This is a genomic window from Acidobacteriota bacterium (assembly GCA_016703965.1).
In the GTDB taxonomy this organism is placed as follows: domain Bacteria; phylum Acidobacteriota; class Blastocatellia; order Pyrinomonadales; family Pyrinomonadaceae; genus OLB17.
On sequence record JADJBB010000002.1, the window covers coordinates 178,289 to 194,199 of the forward strand.

The 15,911-nt window shown below is 52.8% G+C and carries 13 protein-coding genes; 7 read left to right on the forward strand and 6 right to left on the reverse strand.

The genetic code is table 11. The features are described from left to right. The first annotated feature begins 102 nt into the window (after positions 1-102). The gene (locus IPG22_00890; GenBank protein ID MBK6586867.1) at positions 103-2,589 is read left to right on the forward strand and encodes an SBBP repeat-containing protein; all 2,487 of its coding nucleotides are present in this window, start codon (positions 103-105) and stop codon (positions 2,587-2,589) included. 23 nt (positions 2,590-2,612) lie between these two features. Here the strand turns inward: IPG22_00890 and IPG22_00895 are convergent, their stop codons facing one another. Beyond that, positions 2,613-5,324 (reverse strand): leucine--tRNA ligase, encoded by a 2,712-nt coding sequence (locus IPG22_00895; GenBank protein MBK6586868.1) that lies wholly within the window; start codon positions 5,322-5,324, stop codon positions 2,613-2,615. 691 nt (positions 5,325-6,015) lie between these two features. Between IPG22_00895 and IPG22_00900 the strand changes: the two genes are divergently transcribed. The 4 genes from IPG22_00900 (at position 6,016) to ppk1 (ending at position 10,790) form a co-directional block, all read left to right on the forward strand. Further along, positions 6,016-7,707 (forward strand): NAD(P)H-hydrate dehydratase, encoded by a 1,692-nt coding sequence (locus IPG22_00900; GenBank protein MBK6586869.1) that lies wholly within the window; start codon positions 6,016-6,018, stop codon positions 7,705-7,707. A 2-nt stretch (positions 7,708-7,709) separates the two neighbouring features. Next, positions 7,710-8,117, forward strand: a complete 408-nt coding sequence (locus tag IPG22_00905; protein MBK6586870.1) for an ester cyclase — start codon at positions 7,710-7,712, stop codon at positions 8,115-8,117. Further along, positions 8,114-8,542: a tRNA (adenosine(37)-N6)-threonylcarbamoyltransferase complex ATPase subunit type 1 TsaE gene (tsaE, locus tag IPG22_00910; GenBank protein ID MBK6586871.1), complete on the forward strand. Its 429-nt coding sequence runs from the start codon at positions 8,114-8,116 to the stop codon at positions 8,540-8,542. Before IPG22_00905 ends, tsaE begins: the two co-directional genes overlap by 4 nt. 91 nt (positions 8,543-8,633) lie before the next feature. Next, on the forward strand, positions 8,634-10,790 hold the full coding sequence (ppk1, locus tag IPG22_00915; protein MBK6586872.1) for a polyphosphate kinase 1: 2,157 nt from the start codon (positions 8,634-8,636) through the stop codon (positions 10,788-10,790). On the opposite strand, the gene IPG22_00920 is transcribed toward ppk1, so the two are convergent. Beyond that, a complete protein-coding gene (locus IPG22_00920; protein MBK6586873.1) occupies positions 10,787-11,347 on the reverse strand; it encodes a class IV adenylate cyclase in 561 nt (186 codons plus the stop codon). The two genes, ppk1 and IPG22_00920, sit on opposite strands and share 4 nt — an antisense overlap. Before the next feature lie 184 nt (positions 11,348-11,531). Between IPG22_00920 and IPG22_00925 the strand changes: the two genes are divergently transcribed. Continuing rightward, on the forward strand, positions 11,532-11,975 hold the full coding sequence (locus tag IPG22_00925) for a BrxA/BrxB family bacilliredoxin (GenBank protein MBK6586874.1): 444 nt from the start codon (positions 11,532-11,534) through the stop codon (positions 11,973-11,975). A 185-nt stretch (positions 11,976-12,160) separates the two neighbouring features. Next, positions 12,161-12,607 carry a PilZ domain-containing protein gene (locus IPG22_00930; GenBank protein ID MBK6586875.1) on the forward strand — a complete coding sequence of 149 codons (447 nt, stop codon included), beginning with the start codon at positions 12,161-12,163 and terminating at the stop codon, positions 12,605-12,607. A gap of 15 nt (positions 12,608-12,622) precedes the next feature. On the opposite strand, the gene IPG22_00935 is transcribed toward IPG22_00930, so the two are convergent. From IPG22_00935 to radA, 4 genes are all read right to left on the reverse strand, one after another. Continuing rightward, complete coding sequence (locus tag IPG22_00935; protein MBK6586876.1) at positions 12,623-13,468, reverse strand: class I SAM-dependent methyltransferase; 846 nt, start codon at positions 13,466-13,468, stop codon at positions 12,623-12,625. Positions 13,469-13,476: 8 nt separating this feature from the next. Beyond that, positions 13,477-13,944, reverse strand: a complete 468-nt coding sequence (locus IPG22_00940) for a nuclear transport factor 2 family protein (GenBank protein MBK6586877.1) — start codon at positions 13,942-13,944, stop codon at positions 13,477-13,479. A gap of 71 nt (positions 13,945-14,015) precedes the next feature. Then, positions 14,016-14,507, reverse strand: coding sequence for a DUF427 domain-containing protein (locus IPG22_00945; GenBank protein MBK6586878.1), 492 nt, complete (start codon positions 14,505-14,507; stop codon positions 14,016-14,018). Positions 14,508-14,513: 6 nt separating this feature from the next. Then, positions 14,514-15,887, reverse strand: coding sequence for a DNA repair protein RadA (radA, locus tag IPG22_00950; GenBank protein ID MBK6586879.1), 1,374 nt, complete (start codon positions 15,885-15,887; stop codon positions 14,514-14,516). Positions 15,888-15,911: the final 24 nt, after the last annotated feature.

The window sequence follows — 15,911 nt, forward strand, 5'->3', positions numbered from 1 at the left end:
CAAAATTGCCGTCAATTTGCCGTTAATTTTCCTGTAATAGCCGAGGCCTTAGCCTAAATTTATAAAGTGATTTTGGACTTTATTATAGAGGAGTTTGTTGATATGAGGAAGAATTTTTCGAGGGTCGCTCTTTGCTTAATAATTCTCACAGCAGCTTTTGGAAGCCTGACTGATAAATTCTCGAACGCGGACCGTCTCGATCGGGTTGGCCCTGTGACAAACTTCGGCACGCTTCCCCTTTCATTCGAGCCGAACAACGGCCAGGTAAACGGCCAGGTAAAATTTTTAGCACGCGGAAGCGGTTTCTCGCTGTTTTTGACGTCGAACGAGGCGATCTTAGCCTTGCAAAAAAGCTCGGCGGCTGATCAGAAGCCAAATTCAGACACGCTGCGGATGAAAATTGTGGGGGCGAACCGCCAGGCGAAAGTTACTGGAGAAAACTTGCTCACCGGTAAGACGAATTATTTGCTCGGCGGCGATCCGGACAAATGGATGACTGATATCGCCAATTTTGGGGGGGTTCGATACGAAGACGTTTATGACGGCATCGACCTGGTTTATTACGGCAGTGGCGGGCAGTTGGAATATGACTTTGTCGTCGGTCCGAGAGCGACCCCAAGCTCCATAGGCCTTGAGTTTTCCGGAGCCGGGAGGATCGAAGTTGATGCCGAAGGCGACCTCGTCCTGTCAACGACGGGAGGTGAAATTCGGCTTCACAAACCGGTTATCTATCAGGAGATTGCCGAACAAAGAAGATCGATCGACGGACAATACGTCGCCATGGGAAAAAACCGGATCGGTTTTTCCATTCCGGAATATGATCACAGCCTGCCGCTGGTTATTGATCCCGTGCTGAGCTACTCGACCTATCTTGGCGGTAACGGTAACGATCAGGGCAACGGGATCGCGGTCGACACGACGGGCAATACCTACATTACCGGTCAGACAGGCTCAACCAACTTTCCAACGCTCAGCCCCTTTCAGGCCGCAACTGGAGGCGGCGGCAGCGACGTGTTCGTGACCAAGCTTAATGCGAATGGTAACGCTCTCATCTATTCGACTTATCTTGGCGGTAGTTCAACAGACTTTGGAAATGCCATCGCGGTCGATACCCAGGGCAATGCCTACATAACGGGACGAACCGATTCAACGAATTTCCCGCTGCAGAATGCTCTTCAAGGCTCACTCGGCGGCGGCACACAGGCATTTGTCGCGAAGCTGAACTCATCGGGTAATGGCCTCGATTATTCAACATATTTGGGAGGAACCAATCCCGGTCCGACCGGTGATACCGGTCTCGGTACGGGCTACGGAATTGCGGTCGATGCGCAAGGCAGTGCCTACGTTACCGGATTCACCACCGCAGCCAATTTTCCGACTGTGAATGCGTTCCAGCCGATACGCGGGGGATCGCCCAGTGACCGCAGCCAGGACGCATTTGTGACAAAGTTCAATCCGGCAGGCAATGCTCTGATCTATTCGACGTATCTCGGAGGAAGCAACCCGCAAGGGACTGCTTCCGGTGTTGATACTGGCTTCGGGATCGCGATCGATACTCAAGGGAATGCGTACGTGTCCGGAACGACAAGCTCGACCACATTCCCGACCGCAAACCCATTTCAGGCAACGCTCAACGGGACCAACCTGGACGGCCAGGATGCATTTGTGACGAAGTTGAATCCACAGGGAAATGCACTGGTCTTTTCCACCTATCTCGGCGGCAGCGATCGTGATAATGGTTACGCGATAGCGGTTAGCTCACAAGGTAACGCCTACGTCACCGGATCTACATTCTCAACGAATTTTCCGCTCAGTAATCCGATCCAAGGGACCATCGGCGGAGGAGCGTTTGATATCGATGCGTACGTGACGAAGCTAAATACGTCGGGGAACGCACTTGTTTATTCGACCTATCTTGGCGGAAACAATTCAGATCAAGGTAATGCGATCAAGGTTGACAGTCAGGGCAGTGCTCATATTGCTGGACGAACTATCTCAACCAATTTTCCGACCGCGACTGCGTTTCAAGCGACACTGAGAGGTTCGTCGGATGCGTTCGTTACCAAATTGACTACCGCTGGGAACGGGTTCGCGTATTCAACGTATTTTGGCGGGACTAGCAATGAATCGGCTTTAGCTATCGCACTTGACGATTTAGGGAACGCCTACTTTACCGGACTCACCTCTTCAACCAACCTCCCGACGATGAATCCGTTTCAAGCTACGCACGCTGTCGATTCCTCGAGTAATGATGCTTTTGTTATAAAGCTTTCGGATGGCGTGTTGCCGACACCGACGCCCACAGTTCAACCCACACCAACGCCAACCCCGGCCGCCGCCGTAACTATCTCGGGCCGCGTGACAACCCCAACCGGCCTCGGCCTGAGGAATGCGACCGTCATCCTCACTGACACTCTAGGAGCTCGGCGAACCGCAACGACGAGTTCATTCGGCATCTACAGCTTTGATAATGTCGTGACAGGACAGACGTATACGCTTAGTGTTTCGTCAAAAAGGTATCGTTTTGCTCCACGGATCGAGCAGATCTCAGGAGCCGTTTCTAATCTGGATTTTGTCGGATTGGAATAGGCGGTTTTTGCAACCGCCATTGCCTACCGAACAACGATATTCACAAGTCGCTTCGGCACGATGATAACCTTTACGACCGTTTTTCCGTCGGTGAATTCGCGGATCTTTTCGTCGGCGAAGGCCAGGCGTTCAAGTTCACCATCGGGCGTTTCGGGCGAGGTGACGATGCGCGAGCGGAGTTTGCCATTGACCTGAACGGGGAATTCGATCTCGTCTGCCTTTGCCAGTTCGGCGTTAAATTCGGGGAATCTTGCTCCGTTTGCAAGCATTCCGTTCTCATTGCTGACCAGAACCGAATAGAGTTCCTCAGCCGTATGCGGTGCGAAAGGCGTGAGCATCAGTGTCAGGGCGGTCATTGCTTCGCGGACGGCAAAAACGTCAGCTTCGGTCGCGTTCAGCGGATCGATGCCGATGTCGCCGATAGCATTCGAAAGTTCCATCAATGCGGCGACCGGCGTGTTGAATTGCAGGACCTCAAAGCTGTCACCGACCCGCTGGATCGTCTGGTGCGTTTTCTGGCGCAGCTTTCGGGCCGGGCCGGTGCCTTCGGCAACGGCGTCGAGGACTTCGTTTTGAGCCGAAAGCGGAACTGACAACGCTTCACGCCATTTGTAAACAAGCCGCCAGACACGCTGCAGGAATCTGACCCCGCCCTCGATACCGGCTTCGTGCCAGACGAGTTCGTTCTCGATCGGGGCGGCGAACATCACGAAAAGCCGTGCCGCATCGGCACCGTAGATCTCGACCATTTCGTCCGGATCGACGCCGTTGCCTTTCGATTTGGACATTCGCTCGATCGCGTATTTCAAGGCTTTTCCGTCTTTCGAAACGGCTCCGGCCATTTTGCCTTTGGCATCGCGGGTTACGGTGACTTCGGCAGGTTGGTGGTAGACGCGCTTTCCACTTTCGTCATCAAAGAACGTCTCGCCCACGACCATTCCCTGTGTTAGCAGACGCGTGACCGGCTCGTTGAATGTCACGAGGCCCATGTCGCGCATCACTTTCGACCAAAACCGTGCGTAGATCAGGTGCATCACCGCGTGATCGTCGCCCCCGATGTACTGATCGACCGGCGCCCAATACGCTGCCATGGCCGGATCGAAAGGCAAAACCTCATTCGTTGGATCGGTGTAGCGGAAGAAATACCACGACGAATCGACAAATGTATCCATCGTATCGGTTTCGCGTTTTGCCGGGCCGTCGCACTTTGGGCAGGTTGTTTCGTAAAACTCAGGCACCTTTGCGAGCGGCGATTCGCCGGTTCCGGTGAACGGGGCAGTTTCCGGCAGCTCGACCGGCAGATTTTCGAATTTCTCCGGCACGACGCCGCAATCGTCGCAATAGATGATCGGTATCGGCGAGCCCCAGAATCTCTGGCGTGAAATGCCCCAATCACGCAGGCGATACGTCGTCGCGGCCTCGCCGAAGTGATGTTTTACTGCCCACGCGGTCATCTCGACCTTGGCTTCCTCGCTCGTTTTACCGTTCCAGTAATCGGAGTGAACCAGAATGCCGTACATCGGCATCGCCTGTTCGAGAGCGAGTGCCTGCATCGTGTTGTGCTCGTGAACCATGTGCGGTTCCGAGATGACCTGGCGAATGTGCAGGCCAAATTTCTTGGCGAACTCAAAATCCCGCTCATCGTGAGCCGGAACGCTCATTACGGCTCCGGTACCGTAATTCATCATTACGTAATTGCCAACCCAAACCGGGATCTCCTCACCGCTGAATGGGTTTATCGCCTTCAGACCAGTGTCGATGCCGTCTTTTTCGATCTCGGCTTCGTGGTCCTGCGGTTTGGCATTCTCGGCACGGATGAATGCGACCTTGCTCGCGACCTCGGCAGAGAAATTATCGATATTCGCTTGAATTATCGGGTGTTCCGCAGCTAGAACCAAGGCATTTACTCCGTAGATCGTGTCGATGCGGGTGGTGAAAACCCGGACGCGATGTTTGCCGAGATCGCTTGCGCTTGTGATGCCATCGACTATCGGGCAGACGAACAGATCTTCGCCCGACGCCTTGACCTCAAAATCGACGAACGCACCTTCAGAACGGCCCATCCAGTCGCTCTGTCGTTTCAGGACGCTCGCCGGCCAACCGGCTTCGATCTCGGCCATGTCGTCGAGGAGTTGGTCGGTGTAGGCGGTGGTTTTCAGGAACCACTGTTCGAGGTCTTTCTTCGTGACCGGGTTGCCGCAACGCCAGCAGATGCCGCCGCTAGCTTGTTCGTTCGAGAGCGTTGCCTGATCGGTCGAGCACCAATTGACCTGCGTCTGCTTTTTGTACGCGAGGCCCATTTCGTACATTTTCAGGAAGAACCACTGGTCGAATTTATAATACTCAGGCCGGTGAGCGTACATCTGCCGACGCCAGTCGTAGCTGACACCGAGCCGCTGAAGTTGGCCGCGCATCGTGTCGATATTCGCCTCGGTCCAGTCACGAGGATTGACGCCGCGTTTGACCGCCGCATCTTCGGCGGGCTGCCCAAACGAATCCCAGCCGATCGGATGCAGGACGTTGAAGCCGCGAAGCCGTTTGTACCAGGCCAGAGCATCGCCGGCAGAATAATTTCGCACGTGGCCCATGTGCAGGTTGCCTGACGGGTACGGCAGCATCTCAAGTGCGTAAAATTTTGGCCGGGTATCGTCGATCTCGGTGTGAAAAGCACCGGAATCGGCCCAGATCTTCTGCCATTTTTGCTCTACTTTTTTCGCGAAATATTTCTCGTCCATATGGGGCGTCGTTCAAAGTTCCAAGTTCAATATCGTACTTAATGCGGTAAAACCTAAAGTTTAACGAAAAAGCACCGTTCTATTCCAATCGAATTGTTGTGTTTGTTGGGTTCCGCCGCGTTCGCCTGTCGGGCGAAGCGGCTATCTAAGGGCGAGGCTGTTCTGAAAGAACTTCATTTTACGATATTAAGCCTAAGTGCCCGTCATGTCCAGGCTAAGAGGGTTTCCGCTTAGTTGTGCGAAATCGAATGGGTTAACTCGTCTTTTGGCAGTCGATTACAGCCCAAGATCGTTCCGATCACCGTCTCACTTAGGTGGACAAAGTGAGACGGATCAAAGCCTTTGGTAAGAACTATTTGCGGCTGAAAATCGTCTCATTTGGGGGAAAAGCCTGGCTCTTGAATGAGACGATCCGGTTCGAACGGTCTTGCCGCGATCCGAGCACAAATTTATCAGATCTGGATATTTTCAAATATCTGGCGTTTCGGTTGTCACAGCACGCGTGTACACTATGCAAAAATGTAGCATAAATGAAACAAAGAGTCAAGCTAAAATATAGGGCCGGAGATGCAAAACTCCATCGGAGCGACAAGACCCCAGATGGATATCGTGCCGCTCTGATGGGGTTTGTAAGTTCTCCGTATGTCTCACCCCACTTCGGTTTCGCTGCGATCTGTGGCAAGTTTAAAGCATGCAAAAGGTCCTCACAGCCGAACAAATGCGAGAGGTCGACCGTCTGACAACCGAGCGGTACGGCATTCCATCGATCCTGCTGATGGAAAACGCGGCTCATGCGGTGGCACGCGTTATCACGGAGAAACTTGGCGGTTCGGTCAAGGGCAAATCGGTTTTGATCCTGTGCGGGAAAGGAAGCAATGGCGGCGATGGAGCGGCTTTGGCGAGGATATTGTGGAAGGATGGAGCATTTGTGCCATTGCTATTATTCGGACGCACTAATCAGACCAAGGGCGATGCGAAAGTTAATTTTGATATCCTGCGTACTCTAGAAGAAGATGTCGCAACGTCTGGCGGTGAGTTCAACAAACTTCTACCTCATGAGGATGACGAAGATCTTTTATCGCTTCTCGAAGTGGCTCTTAGTTCAGGCGGTATCGACGTTGTGGTTGACGCGATGTTTGGAACGGGACTCTCGAAGGAATTGTTAGGGATTTATCCTGAGGCGATTCAGCGACTTGAACATCATAAACCTAGGCCAACCATAATTTCGGTTGACCTTCCCTCGGGGCTTGACGCGAACAAGAGCTTTCCGATTGGACGCAATGTTGCGGCCGATACCACCGTCACGTTTACCGCACCAAAGCCAGCGAACGTGATCGCTCCTGCGGCAGCTTTAAATGGAAATTTGATTGTCGCGAATATCGGAACACCATTTGAGCTAATCGAGGAACAAGCATCGAGTCTTTTTGTTACCGAGCCCGTCGACGTTGAAAGGTGGTTCGAGCGAACGGAATTTAACGAAGGTTCCTACAAGAATAAACGCGGCCACACCTTGATCATTGCCGGTTCCGAAGATTATTCCGGGGCGGCGGTGATGTGTGGGAATTCGGCGATGCGGTCGGGGGTTGGGCTGACGACTTTGCTGGTACCGGCTTCGTGTAAGGTCGAGGTTGCTTCGCGGGTGATTCCGGAGGTGATCGTAAGGACGCTTGCTGAGACAGATGGCGAGGTTAGTTCGGATGCTTTTGTGACGAATCCGGATGTGTTTCGGCAGGCTGATTCGATACTCGTCGGGCCGGGATTCAAGGCGACGGATAAGGGCGCCCGGAAGCTGGTTCGGGAGATCGTGGAGAATCGGACGGTTCCGGTGGTTTTGGATGCGGGGGCGTTGTCGCACGGAGTGCGGACACTCTTGTCCGCATCGCCGGTTCCTCCGGCGAGAAAGGAAGGTGAGGTTTATCTGAACGCCGAAGCGGCGTCCATGCGGACAGGAGTGTCCGCGCTCCCGCCGTTGATTCTCACCCCGCACGAAGGCGAGTTTTTGCGTCTGCTTGGGACGACCGGCAAAGAGGTGATAAAGGATCGTGTTGTGGCAGTACGTGACTACGCGGTGGCGAATAACGTTATTCTTGTCCTGAAAGGCGAACGTGTTGTGATCGGTTCGCCGGATGGGCGTGTGGTTGTGAATCCAACGGGGAATTCAGGGCTTGGAAAGGCCGGGAATGGCGACACGCTTGCGGGAATCCTTGCAGGTTTTGTTGCTCAGGCGGTGAAATTTGATATCGATATTTTTGAAACCGTCGTCGCGGCCGTTTACGTTGCCGGAATGGCGGGTGATGTGGCGGAGCGGAAGTTTGGGAAACGGGTGATGACGGCGTCGGATGTGCGGGAATGTTTGGTGGATGTGTTTGCTGAGTTTGAATAGGTATGACCTCGAGAGATCATCTAAAAAATTGGATCACTGCTTTTCAGGCATGTGATGTTGAGAGCGTGATCGGCTGTTATGCTGAGGATGCGGTGAATTTTCAGATCGCGGCGGGTGAACCGGCGGTCGGGCGCGTGCAGATCGCGGCGGATACGCGGGAATTTTTTAAAGGGTTTCCGGATGCATGGTCGCGGGTTGAGAATCTTATCTCGGATGGCGACCGGGCGGCGTGGGAATGGGTCGGCGGCGGCACGTTTCTGGGCGAATTCTACGGTAGCCAGCCGAATGGCCGGAAGTTCGAGATCCGCGGCTGCGGATTTTTCACATTTCGCGACGAACTGATAGTTCTGCAGCACGGCTATTGGGACAAACTCTCGTGGTTTTCACAAGTGGGGCTGCCGATCGAATGAATCGAGAACTGACAGCAAATACGCCCGAGGAAATGTTCTCGATCGGCGACGATATCGCTCGAAACCTGAATGGCGGCGAGGTGATCTTACTTTTTGGCGGACTCGGGGCGGGGAAGACTTTGCTTACGAAAGGCATTATGAGCGGGCTCGGATATGACGTTGACGAAGTGACTAGCCCGAGTTTCACTTTGGTAAATCTGTACGAGACCGAGCGGTTCGATGTTTATCATATCGACCTGTGGCGGCTGGATGCGGCGATAAATACGGCTGAGGCAGTCGGATTAAATGAGATACTTGAGAACGAGCGGGCGGTGACGATCATCGAATGGGCGGACCGGTTAGGTGACAAAATGCTTCCGAATACGATCACCATCAAGATCGAAGGCGATGGCGACGAGCAGAGAACTGTTACGATCCGCGAATAATGAGTTACAATTCCGAAACGAACCGTTAAAAAGTTAACATCCGATTTCTTTACGATGGCCGCGGCTTTCTTTTATAATCTTGCCGCCATCTATGACATCAGAAGCTGTGAAAAAACCTAAGGCTACTCCTCCACCGATCGAGACTGCTCAAACTCCTGCCACGCCGTCGGTGCTGGAATTCGACGGCAAACCGCTGTTCAATCGCGAGCTGAGCTGGCTCGAGTTCAACCGGCGTGTGCTCGACGAGGCGACTGATGACAGCCTGCCGGTGCTGGAACGGCTTAAATTCCTTAGTATCTTTGCGACCAATCTGGACGAGTTTTTCATGATCCGTGTATCGGGCCTAAAAGAGCAGGTCGCCGAAGGCGTCGGCGAGCTTTCACCGGACGGCATGACGGCGAAGGAGCAGATCGACGAGATCTACAAACGTCTGCGGCCGATGCTCAAGCGGCTTGTTTCGTACCTGGGCGAAAACGTTTTCCCTGCACTGCAGCAGGAAGGGATCACCGTCGAAGCGTATTCGAGCCTGAATGCGAAAGAGAAAAAGCTGCTCGATAAGTATTTTCACAACAACCTTTTCCCGATCCTGACCCCGCAATCGGTCGATTCGAGCCATCCTTTTCCGTATGTTTCGAACTTAAGCATCAATTTAGGGCTTTACATCGAGCCGAACCGGGCTTTTACGCAGGCAAATCTAAAACATCTTTTTAGGCAGAAGCGGTTTATTCGCATAAAGCTGCCGCCGACGGTGCCGCGTTTGATACCGATCAACGAACGAGCCGGACGTTACGCTCTGCTCGAGGAAGTTGTTTCGGCAAACGTTGCTGAGCTTTTCCCGCACATGAAAACGAGCGAAGCGTTTCTTTTTCGCGTGACGCGAGATGCGGATATTGAGCTTCGCGAAGACGAGGCCGGCGACCTTCTGCGAACACTCGAACGCGAATTGCAGCGTCGGCGCGACCGCTTTGCTGTTCGCTTGGAGGTTTCGGCAGCGATGCCGGAGAAGATGATTAAGCTGCTGATGAGCGGAACGGGACTGACAGAAGAAGAGGTCGAACGCGTCGATGGCTTTGTAGACATTCCCGATCTGATGCAGCTTTATTCGCTGGACAGGCCGAAACTCAAGGAAAAGCCGATCACCACGATCGTTCCGACTCCGCTGCAAAAGAAAGAGAATATTTTTGAGGTCGTGCGAAAGCAGGATGTACTGCTGCATCATCCTTACACATCATTCAGCACGGTCGCGGACTTTATTGCTGAGGCGGCCGAGGATCCGGATGTTCAGGCGATCAAGATCTGCCTCTATCGTACCGGCAAGGATTCGCCGATCGTCAATTCGCTGATGCGTGCGAGCCGTCTGGGCAAGCAGGTGACGGCACTTGTGGAACTGAAAGCCAGATTTGACGAGGGAAATAATATCGAGTGGGCACGACGCCTGGAGAACGAAGGCGTTCACGTCGTTTACGGAATCACCACGCTGAAGACGCATTCAAAAGTACTGCTTGTCGTCCGGCGTGAGAAGGAAAAGCTCGTTCGCTACGTTCACCTTGCGACCGGAAACTACAATCCATTTACCGCAAAGATCTACACGGATCTGGGATTGCTCACGGCCAACGAAGAGATCGGCGAAGATGCCACTAGCCTTTTCAATTTTCTTACCGGTTATTCCCAGCAGGACAAATACAAACGCCTGATCGTCGCCCCTTTGAACTTGCGGGAAAGGCTGATTGAGCTGATTAGGCGCGAAAAACGGAACAAACTCGCCGGAAAAGAGGCGAAAATAGTTATAAAGGTCAATAGCATAACGGACTCTGTTTTGATCAACGAACTCTACGAAGCTTCGAAAGCCGGGGTCCAGATCGAGTTGATCATCCGCGGAATATGTGCTCTACGGCCCGGAATTAAGGACTTGTCTGAGAATATTCGCGTGCGTTCGATCATTGGGCGCTTTCTGGAACATAGCCGCATTCTGTATTTTTCGAACTCTGGGGGCGAGGCTGACGAGATATACATTGGCAGCGCCGACCTTATGCAGCGTAGCTTTGATCGTCGCGTCGAAGTAGTGACGCCGATCCTCGATCCTGAGATCAAGGATTTCTTAAAAGAGACTGTTCTCGGATCGTATTTGAGGGACGAAGTGAATGCTCGGATCCTGCAACCGGATGGCACGTACAAGCGTGTATCGAGCCGGACGAAAGGCGGATTTGATTCACAGATGTATTTTGTTGGATTGGAAACGCCGACTTAGGCAACGGTGGTTTTTACAAATCGGGCTTCGGTGATACCGTCCGCATTTGCTTTGCCATACTTCGCGGAGAGGCGAGGATATCCGCGAGGCTCGATCTCAAATTTGTCCGCACCGAGCAGCTTTTCAACCGTGGTGATGTCATCCATCTCTCCCTCGATCTCCATGTAGTAGCCGAACGGAAGTTCATCGAGCACGATCTCAACGTTATTGAAATGCCAGGCTTTACGATGTTTTTCGTAGATGACCGAAAGCTTGTAGCCGAGTTTTTCGATTATGCTCTCAGTAGCATCGACGTTTGAAACATCGGTCTCGAACTCGATCTGGTGTTTGAAATCGTTTTCAGTCGCAACCTTTTCCTTATAGGTGAGCGTCGTTCTGAAATCTGTTTTACGAACGCGCAATGTGGCCGAGCGTCCATCGAGCAATCCGCCGCGGTGCAAGTAATTTTCCTCAAAAACTTCGTAAGAAAAAGCGGCGCCCATTTCACCGAGCTTCGTGGCTAGCTCAACTATTATCTTTTTGTCGATCCGGTATTTTTTTTCGATCTCAAGCGCCATTGTGTTATTGCGAAGTTCGATTCTAGAGAATAACCACACCCCTTGCAAACACGCCGCACAGGTGTTTTGTTGCTTGACTTGATGTACGTAGTACTGGATACTTGAAAAAAAGGTCAGGATTGTTCGATTTGAACCGGAGCCTTTAAGAACAAGCAATAATTTATTAAGAATTCGAGGAAATTTTATGCCATACCCAGAAATGATGATCTACGGAATGCGTGCCGAGTTGGCCGACCTCGGCATCGAGGAGACAAAGACAAGCGAGGCCGTTGAGGATGCAGTTAAGAACACTGACGGAACTCTAATGGTTGTCGTTAATTCGGTTTGCGGCTGCGCGGCCGGCGGCGTTCGCCCTGGTATCGCAATGGCGTTGCAGCATTCACCTGCAAAACCTGACCGCGCGATAACGGTTTTCGCCGGTGCTGATATTGATGCGACGGACACAGCTCGGGAGTATTTTACAGGTTATGCTCCGTCGTCGCCGTCGATCGGATTTTTGAAGAACGGCGAACTCGTCCAGCTTTTCGAACGCCGCGACCTCGAAGGCCGTCCGCCGCAGGTCATCGCTCAGGCCCTTATCGATGCATTTAACACGCATTGCACGAAGACTGAAGCGGCAAATAACTAATTTCGGCCAATTGCGAAAGCCTGCGAGTAAGCAAGGGCGTAACACTCAACTTGAGGAATACGCCCTTGCCTACAAGCGGGCTTCTGCATTTTTGGGCGAAATAATAACTATTGCGTGCGGTCGCCAACAATCGTTAAGATATAAAGAGGCATTGGAGTGCCTTTCATCTTACCGGCGAGCGATAAATGTCGATAAATCAAAGACAACATATCCGATTTTCGTTAGATATTCCTGCGATCATCTATACGAAGTTTGGTGAAAAGCGGGAGACGAGGCTGGAGCAGATCAGCATTGGCGGCTGTTTCACGGGTTGGGAGGACGATATTTATGTCGGCGACGAATTCCGCATGGAGATCGAACTGCCGAATAAGAACTATCTCCCGCTTCATTGCCGGGCTCTCTATCGTTTCGATCACGCTGGCATCGGGGTGAAGTTCATGAACATCAGCGGATTCGAGCAGGAACTGATCTCAAAGATCATTGCCCATAAACTAGATATGGAGGGCGTGCCGCTTCAGGTCGATCCGTTCACTCTCCCCCCGAGCTTTGTTACCGAAGACTCGATCCCACGCATAACAGAGATACGCGAAAAACGAGATAGTATTCTGGAGCGTATAATGTCTGCGGACTAAGACCTCACCCCGTCGCTAACGATCCCGGTTCTGACCCGGGAAATGTATCCACGTTCCCGAGAAATCCTTTCTCGTGTAAGCCGCGGCATTTGGATGGTGGAGCGGGCGATTTCCTGTTTCTTCCCACGGGCCGATGTAGTATTCGCCGAGTGGCAAGCCGACACCTGAGCCGATCAGGCCCGGTGGGGTGCGATCGAAGTATCGTTTCCAATATTCCTCCGACCAAAAGATCGAACAGTAATCGAGCCCGACGTATTCGTCGATAAAAATGTAGCCCTTGTCGGTCAGGTTCGGCCAGATGTGCCTGACGCACGTTTCCAGACTCAACTCCAGATCGACATCAATAAACGCGAGCAAGATCGGTCGGTCGAGCGTCGGCAGCGTCTGATCGAACCAGCCTTTTACGAATTCACAAACCTCTATCGCTCCGTAGCGTTCGATATTCTGCTTGACGAGTTCGAGCGAGCCGCAATATTCGCCGGTCTCGTAAAAGCCCTGGCGATCTTCCGCTTTTCCTTCCGGCAGGCCTTCGAATGAGTCGTAGATCACGAGCTTGCGGCCTGCGATCTTGCAGACGAGCGAAAGATTTACTGCACTGCCGCCCTGCCAGGTGCCGCATTCGAGAATGTCGCCCGCGACATCGGGCGCAGTTTCGAATATCTTGAGAGCCATCGCGAGGTGCGATTTGTACGAAGTGCCGGTATTTACCCGCAGCTTATTCAAAAACATCCGCCATCCGAGCCACTGCTTTCGAAAAAATCCGAGCTTGTACGCCGGATGGATCGCCGACGAATTGAGAATAAAAAAGATCGCCAGGGGCACCGTCAGCACGTAGTAGAGTTTTAGGATGAAACGGTACATTGATTACGCTACTGCGGCTTCGGAGCCGGCGGCCTGATGCCGGTGTACTGGGCCGAAGCGATCTTCCATTCGCCTTTTTCCTTGCGAAAGACGGTCGTCACACGCATGCTCCTCGGCGGCAACGGCTTTCCGTCGGCGGTCAGTGAATAGGTGAATTTCGAGATAACCACCGCAAATTTATCATACGTGCGGATCGAATATTCCGAAACCTCAAGCGAAGCCGACATATTCCCCGCCTCCGCCTTCGCCTTCGGCGTATAAAAACTCAAAACCTTGTCCCGAGGATCAAATTCCCCGGCCGGCGAGATCTCGATAAAATCCGACGCAAATATCTTATCCAACGCCGCCGCATCGTACGCGGTTTGGGCGTCGGTCATTTGTTTTAGCAGAGATTTAAGCGTTTGTTCGTCGGAAGTCTGAGCAAAAGACGAAACACTGCAAAAAACAACGAGGAAAAATAGGATCTTTAATTTCATTTAATATTTCTCTCCAAATATAAAAGTGCGGACCTGAAATTTTACGGAGAAAATATAGATAATGTTCCGAATTACCATCCCCACGTGCCCTCGCCGCCCTTGAATGGGCCGACGATATCGCTTGTTATCCAACCGCCGTAAAAATCCCCCGGCTGCGATGTGACCCGCTCATCGCCGACGAAACAAGCGTCCATTTTCGAAGGGTAGAAGGCGACGTAATTTGCGATCGCGAGAAATGCCTTACTTGGATTTGGATAAAACCAAGCCGCATTTGAGACCTTTCTGTCTTTTACAAAGAGGTCGTAATAACGAGCACTACCTTTCCATTCACAAAAGCTTGTGGCGTCCGATACGACGGTCAAAAGGTCTAACCGAACATCTTCCGGCGGAAAGTAGTAGACCGGCGGATGACTTGTTTCGAGAACGCGAAACGCCCGATTTGTCGATGCTATTGTTTCTTCGCCAAACTCGATCCGCAGATGTTTTGTGCTCGGCTCCAGCCGTGGCGGCCGCGGATAATCCCAAACAGATTCCTGACCAGGTTTTGGTTCGATCCTTTTCATAAATTGTTAAAAAAGAGCATCCATCGCCTGCTCCAAGTTCTTCACTCCGATCACTCTTATTCCCAAAAGCTTTTCCAAGCCTTTCTTATTCGATTCCGGCAATATTAATTTCTTAAATCCGAGTGTTTGGGCTTCGCGAGCCCGGGCTTGGGCTTGGAGGACTCCGCGGACTTCGCCGGTTAGGCCGACTTCGCCGAAGACGGCGGTTTCTGGCGGAACCTGTAGATTTCGGAAGCTTGATGCAATTGCGGCGATGACGCCGAGGTCGGCGGCGGGTTCATCGATCTCCATTCCGCCGGCGACGTTGACGAAAACGTCGTCGGCAGCGAGCTGAAAGCCGAGCTGTTTTTCCGCAACGGCGATGAGCAGCGACGTGCGATTCTGGTCAAAGCCCTGCGTCATTCGGCGGCCGGAACCGTATTTCGTGCCACTCACAAGTGCCTGTATCTCGACGAGCATCGGCCGCGTGCCTTCCATGCAGACGGTGACGACCGAGCCAGTGGCGTTTTCGGGGCGTTCCTGTAGGAAAAGCTCGGACGGATTTCCGACTGGGACCAAACCGGTGTTGGTCATTTCGAAAATCCCGATCTCGTTCGCCGCTCCGAAGCGGTTTTTGGTCGCGCGGATTATGCGGTGATTGTGATGGCGGTCGCCTTCGAAATAAAGGACGGTGTCGACGATGTGCTCGAGTGTTTTCGGCCCGGCGATCGAACCTTCTTTGGTGACGTGGCCGGTGAGAAAGACCGGCGTCGCCGTCTGCTTTGCGAAATGCATGAACTGAGCGGCAACCTCACGAACTTGCGAAACGCTGCCCGGAGCCGATTCGATCTGGTCGCTGAAGACCGTTTGGATCGAATCGACGATCATAAAATCGGGCCGCAGTTTGTCGGTTTCAGCGAGGATCGCCTGCAGGTTTGTTTCGGGCAGGAGAAAGAGATTTTCCGCGACGACGCCGAGGCGTTCGCCGCGCATTTTTATCTGGCGTTCGGATTCTTCTCCCGAGACGTATAGCACTTTTGTGCCATTCTTGCCCAGCTTATCCGCCATCTGCATGACGATCGTCGATTTGCCGATGCCCGGTGCCCCGCCGATGAGGACCAAGGAACCCGCGACGATCCCGCCGCCAAGGACGCGGTCGAGTTCGTCGATGCCGGATTCGGTGCGGGCGTCGTCCTGCGATTCTATCTTGCTATAGGGAATCGGCGTGGCGACGCGGTATTGGGCGGTGAATTTCGTCTGGGCCGCCGGTTGAGCGGTCGTGCGGAAACGTTCCTCGACGAGCGTGTTCCACTGCTGACAGTCAGGGCACTGGCCGAGCCATTTGCGTTCCTGTGCCCCGCAGTTTTGGCAGACGAATATTGTCGTTGGTTGTTTTGCCATATTTTGCCGAAGTCAGAATCTTAA

Bases quoted from the DNA above. Each gene is read 5' to 3' on its own strand.
- IPG22_00890 (MBK6586867.1), top strand. From the start codon at position 103: ATGAGGAAGAATTTTTCGAGGGTCGCTCTTTGCTTAATAATTCTCACA.
- IPG22_00895 (MBK6586868.1), bottom strand. From the start codon at position 5,324: ATGGACGAGAAATATTTCGCGAAAAAAGTAGAGCAAAAATGGCAGAAG.
- IPG22_00900 (MBK6586869.1), top strand. From the start codon at position 6,016: ATGCAAAAGGTCCTCACAGCCGAACAAATGCGAGAGGTCGACCGTCTG.
- IPG22_00905 (MBK6586870.1), top strand. From the start codon at position 7,710: ATGACCTCGAGAGATCATCTAAAAAATTGGATCACTGCTTTTCAGGCA.
- tsaE (MBK6586871.1), top strand. From the start codon at position 8,114: ATGAATCGAGAACTGACAGCAAATACGCCCGAGGAAATGTTCTCGATC.
- ppk1 (MBK6586872.1), top strand. From the start codon at position 8,634: ATGACATCAGAAGCTGTGAAAAAACCTAAGGCTACTCCTCCACCGATC.
- IPG22_00920 (MBK6586873.1), bottom strand. From the start codon at position 11,347: ATGGCGCTTGAGATCGAAAAAAAATACCGGATCGACAAAAAGATAATA.
- IPG22_00925 (MBK6586874.1), top strand. From the start codon at position 11,532: ATGCCATACCCAGAAATGATGATCTACGGAATGCGTGCCGAGTTGGCC.
- IPG22_00930 (MBK6586875.1), top strand. From the start codon at position 12,161: ATGTCGATAAATCAAAGACAACATATCCGATTTTCGTTAGATATTCCT.
- IPG22_00935 (MBK6586876.1), bottom strand. From the start codon at position 13,468: ATGTACCGTTTCATCCTAAAACTCTACTACGTGCTGACGGTGCCCCTG.
- IPG22_00940 (MBK6586877.1), bottom strand. From the start codon at position 13,944: ATGAAATTAAAGATCCTATTTTTCCTCGTTGTTTTTTGCAGTGTTTCG.
- IPG22_00945 (MBK6586878.1), bottom strand. From the start codon at position 14,507: ATGAAAAGGATCGAACCAAAACCTGGTCAGGAATCTGTTTGGGATTAT.
- radA (MBK6586879.1), bottom strand. From the start codon at position 15,887: ATGGCAAAACAACCAACGACAATATTCGTCTGCCAAAACTGCGGGGCA.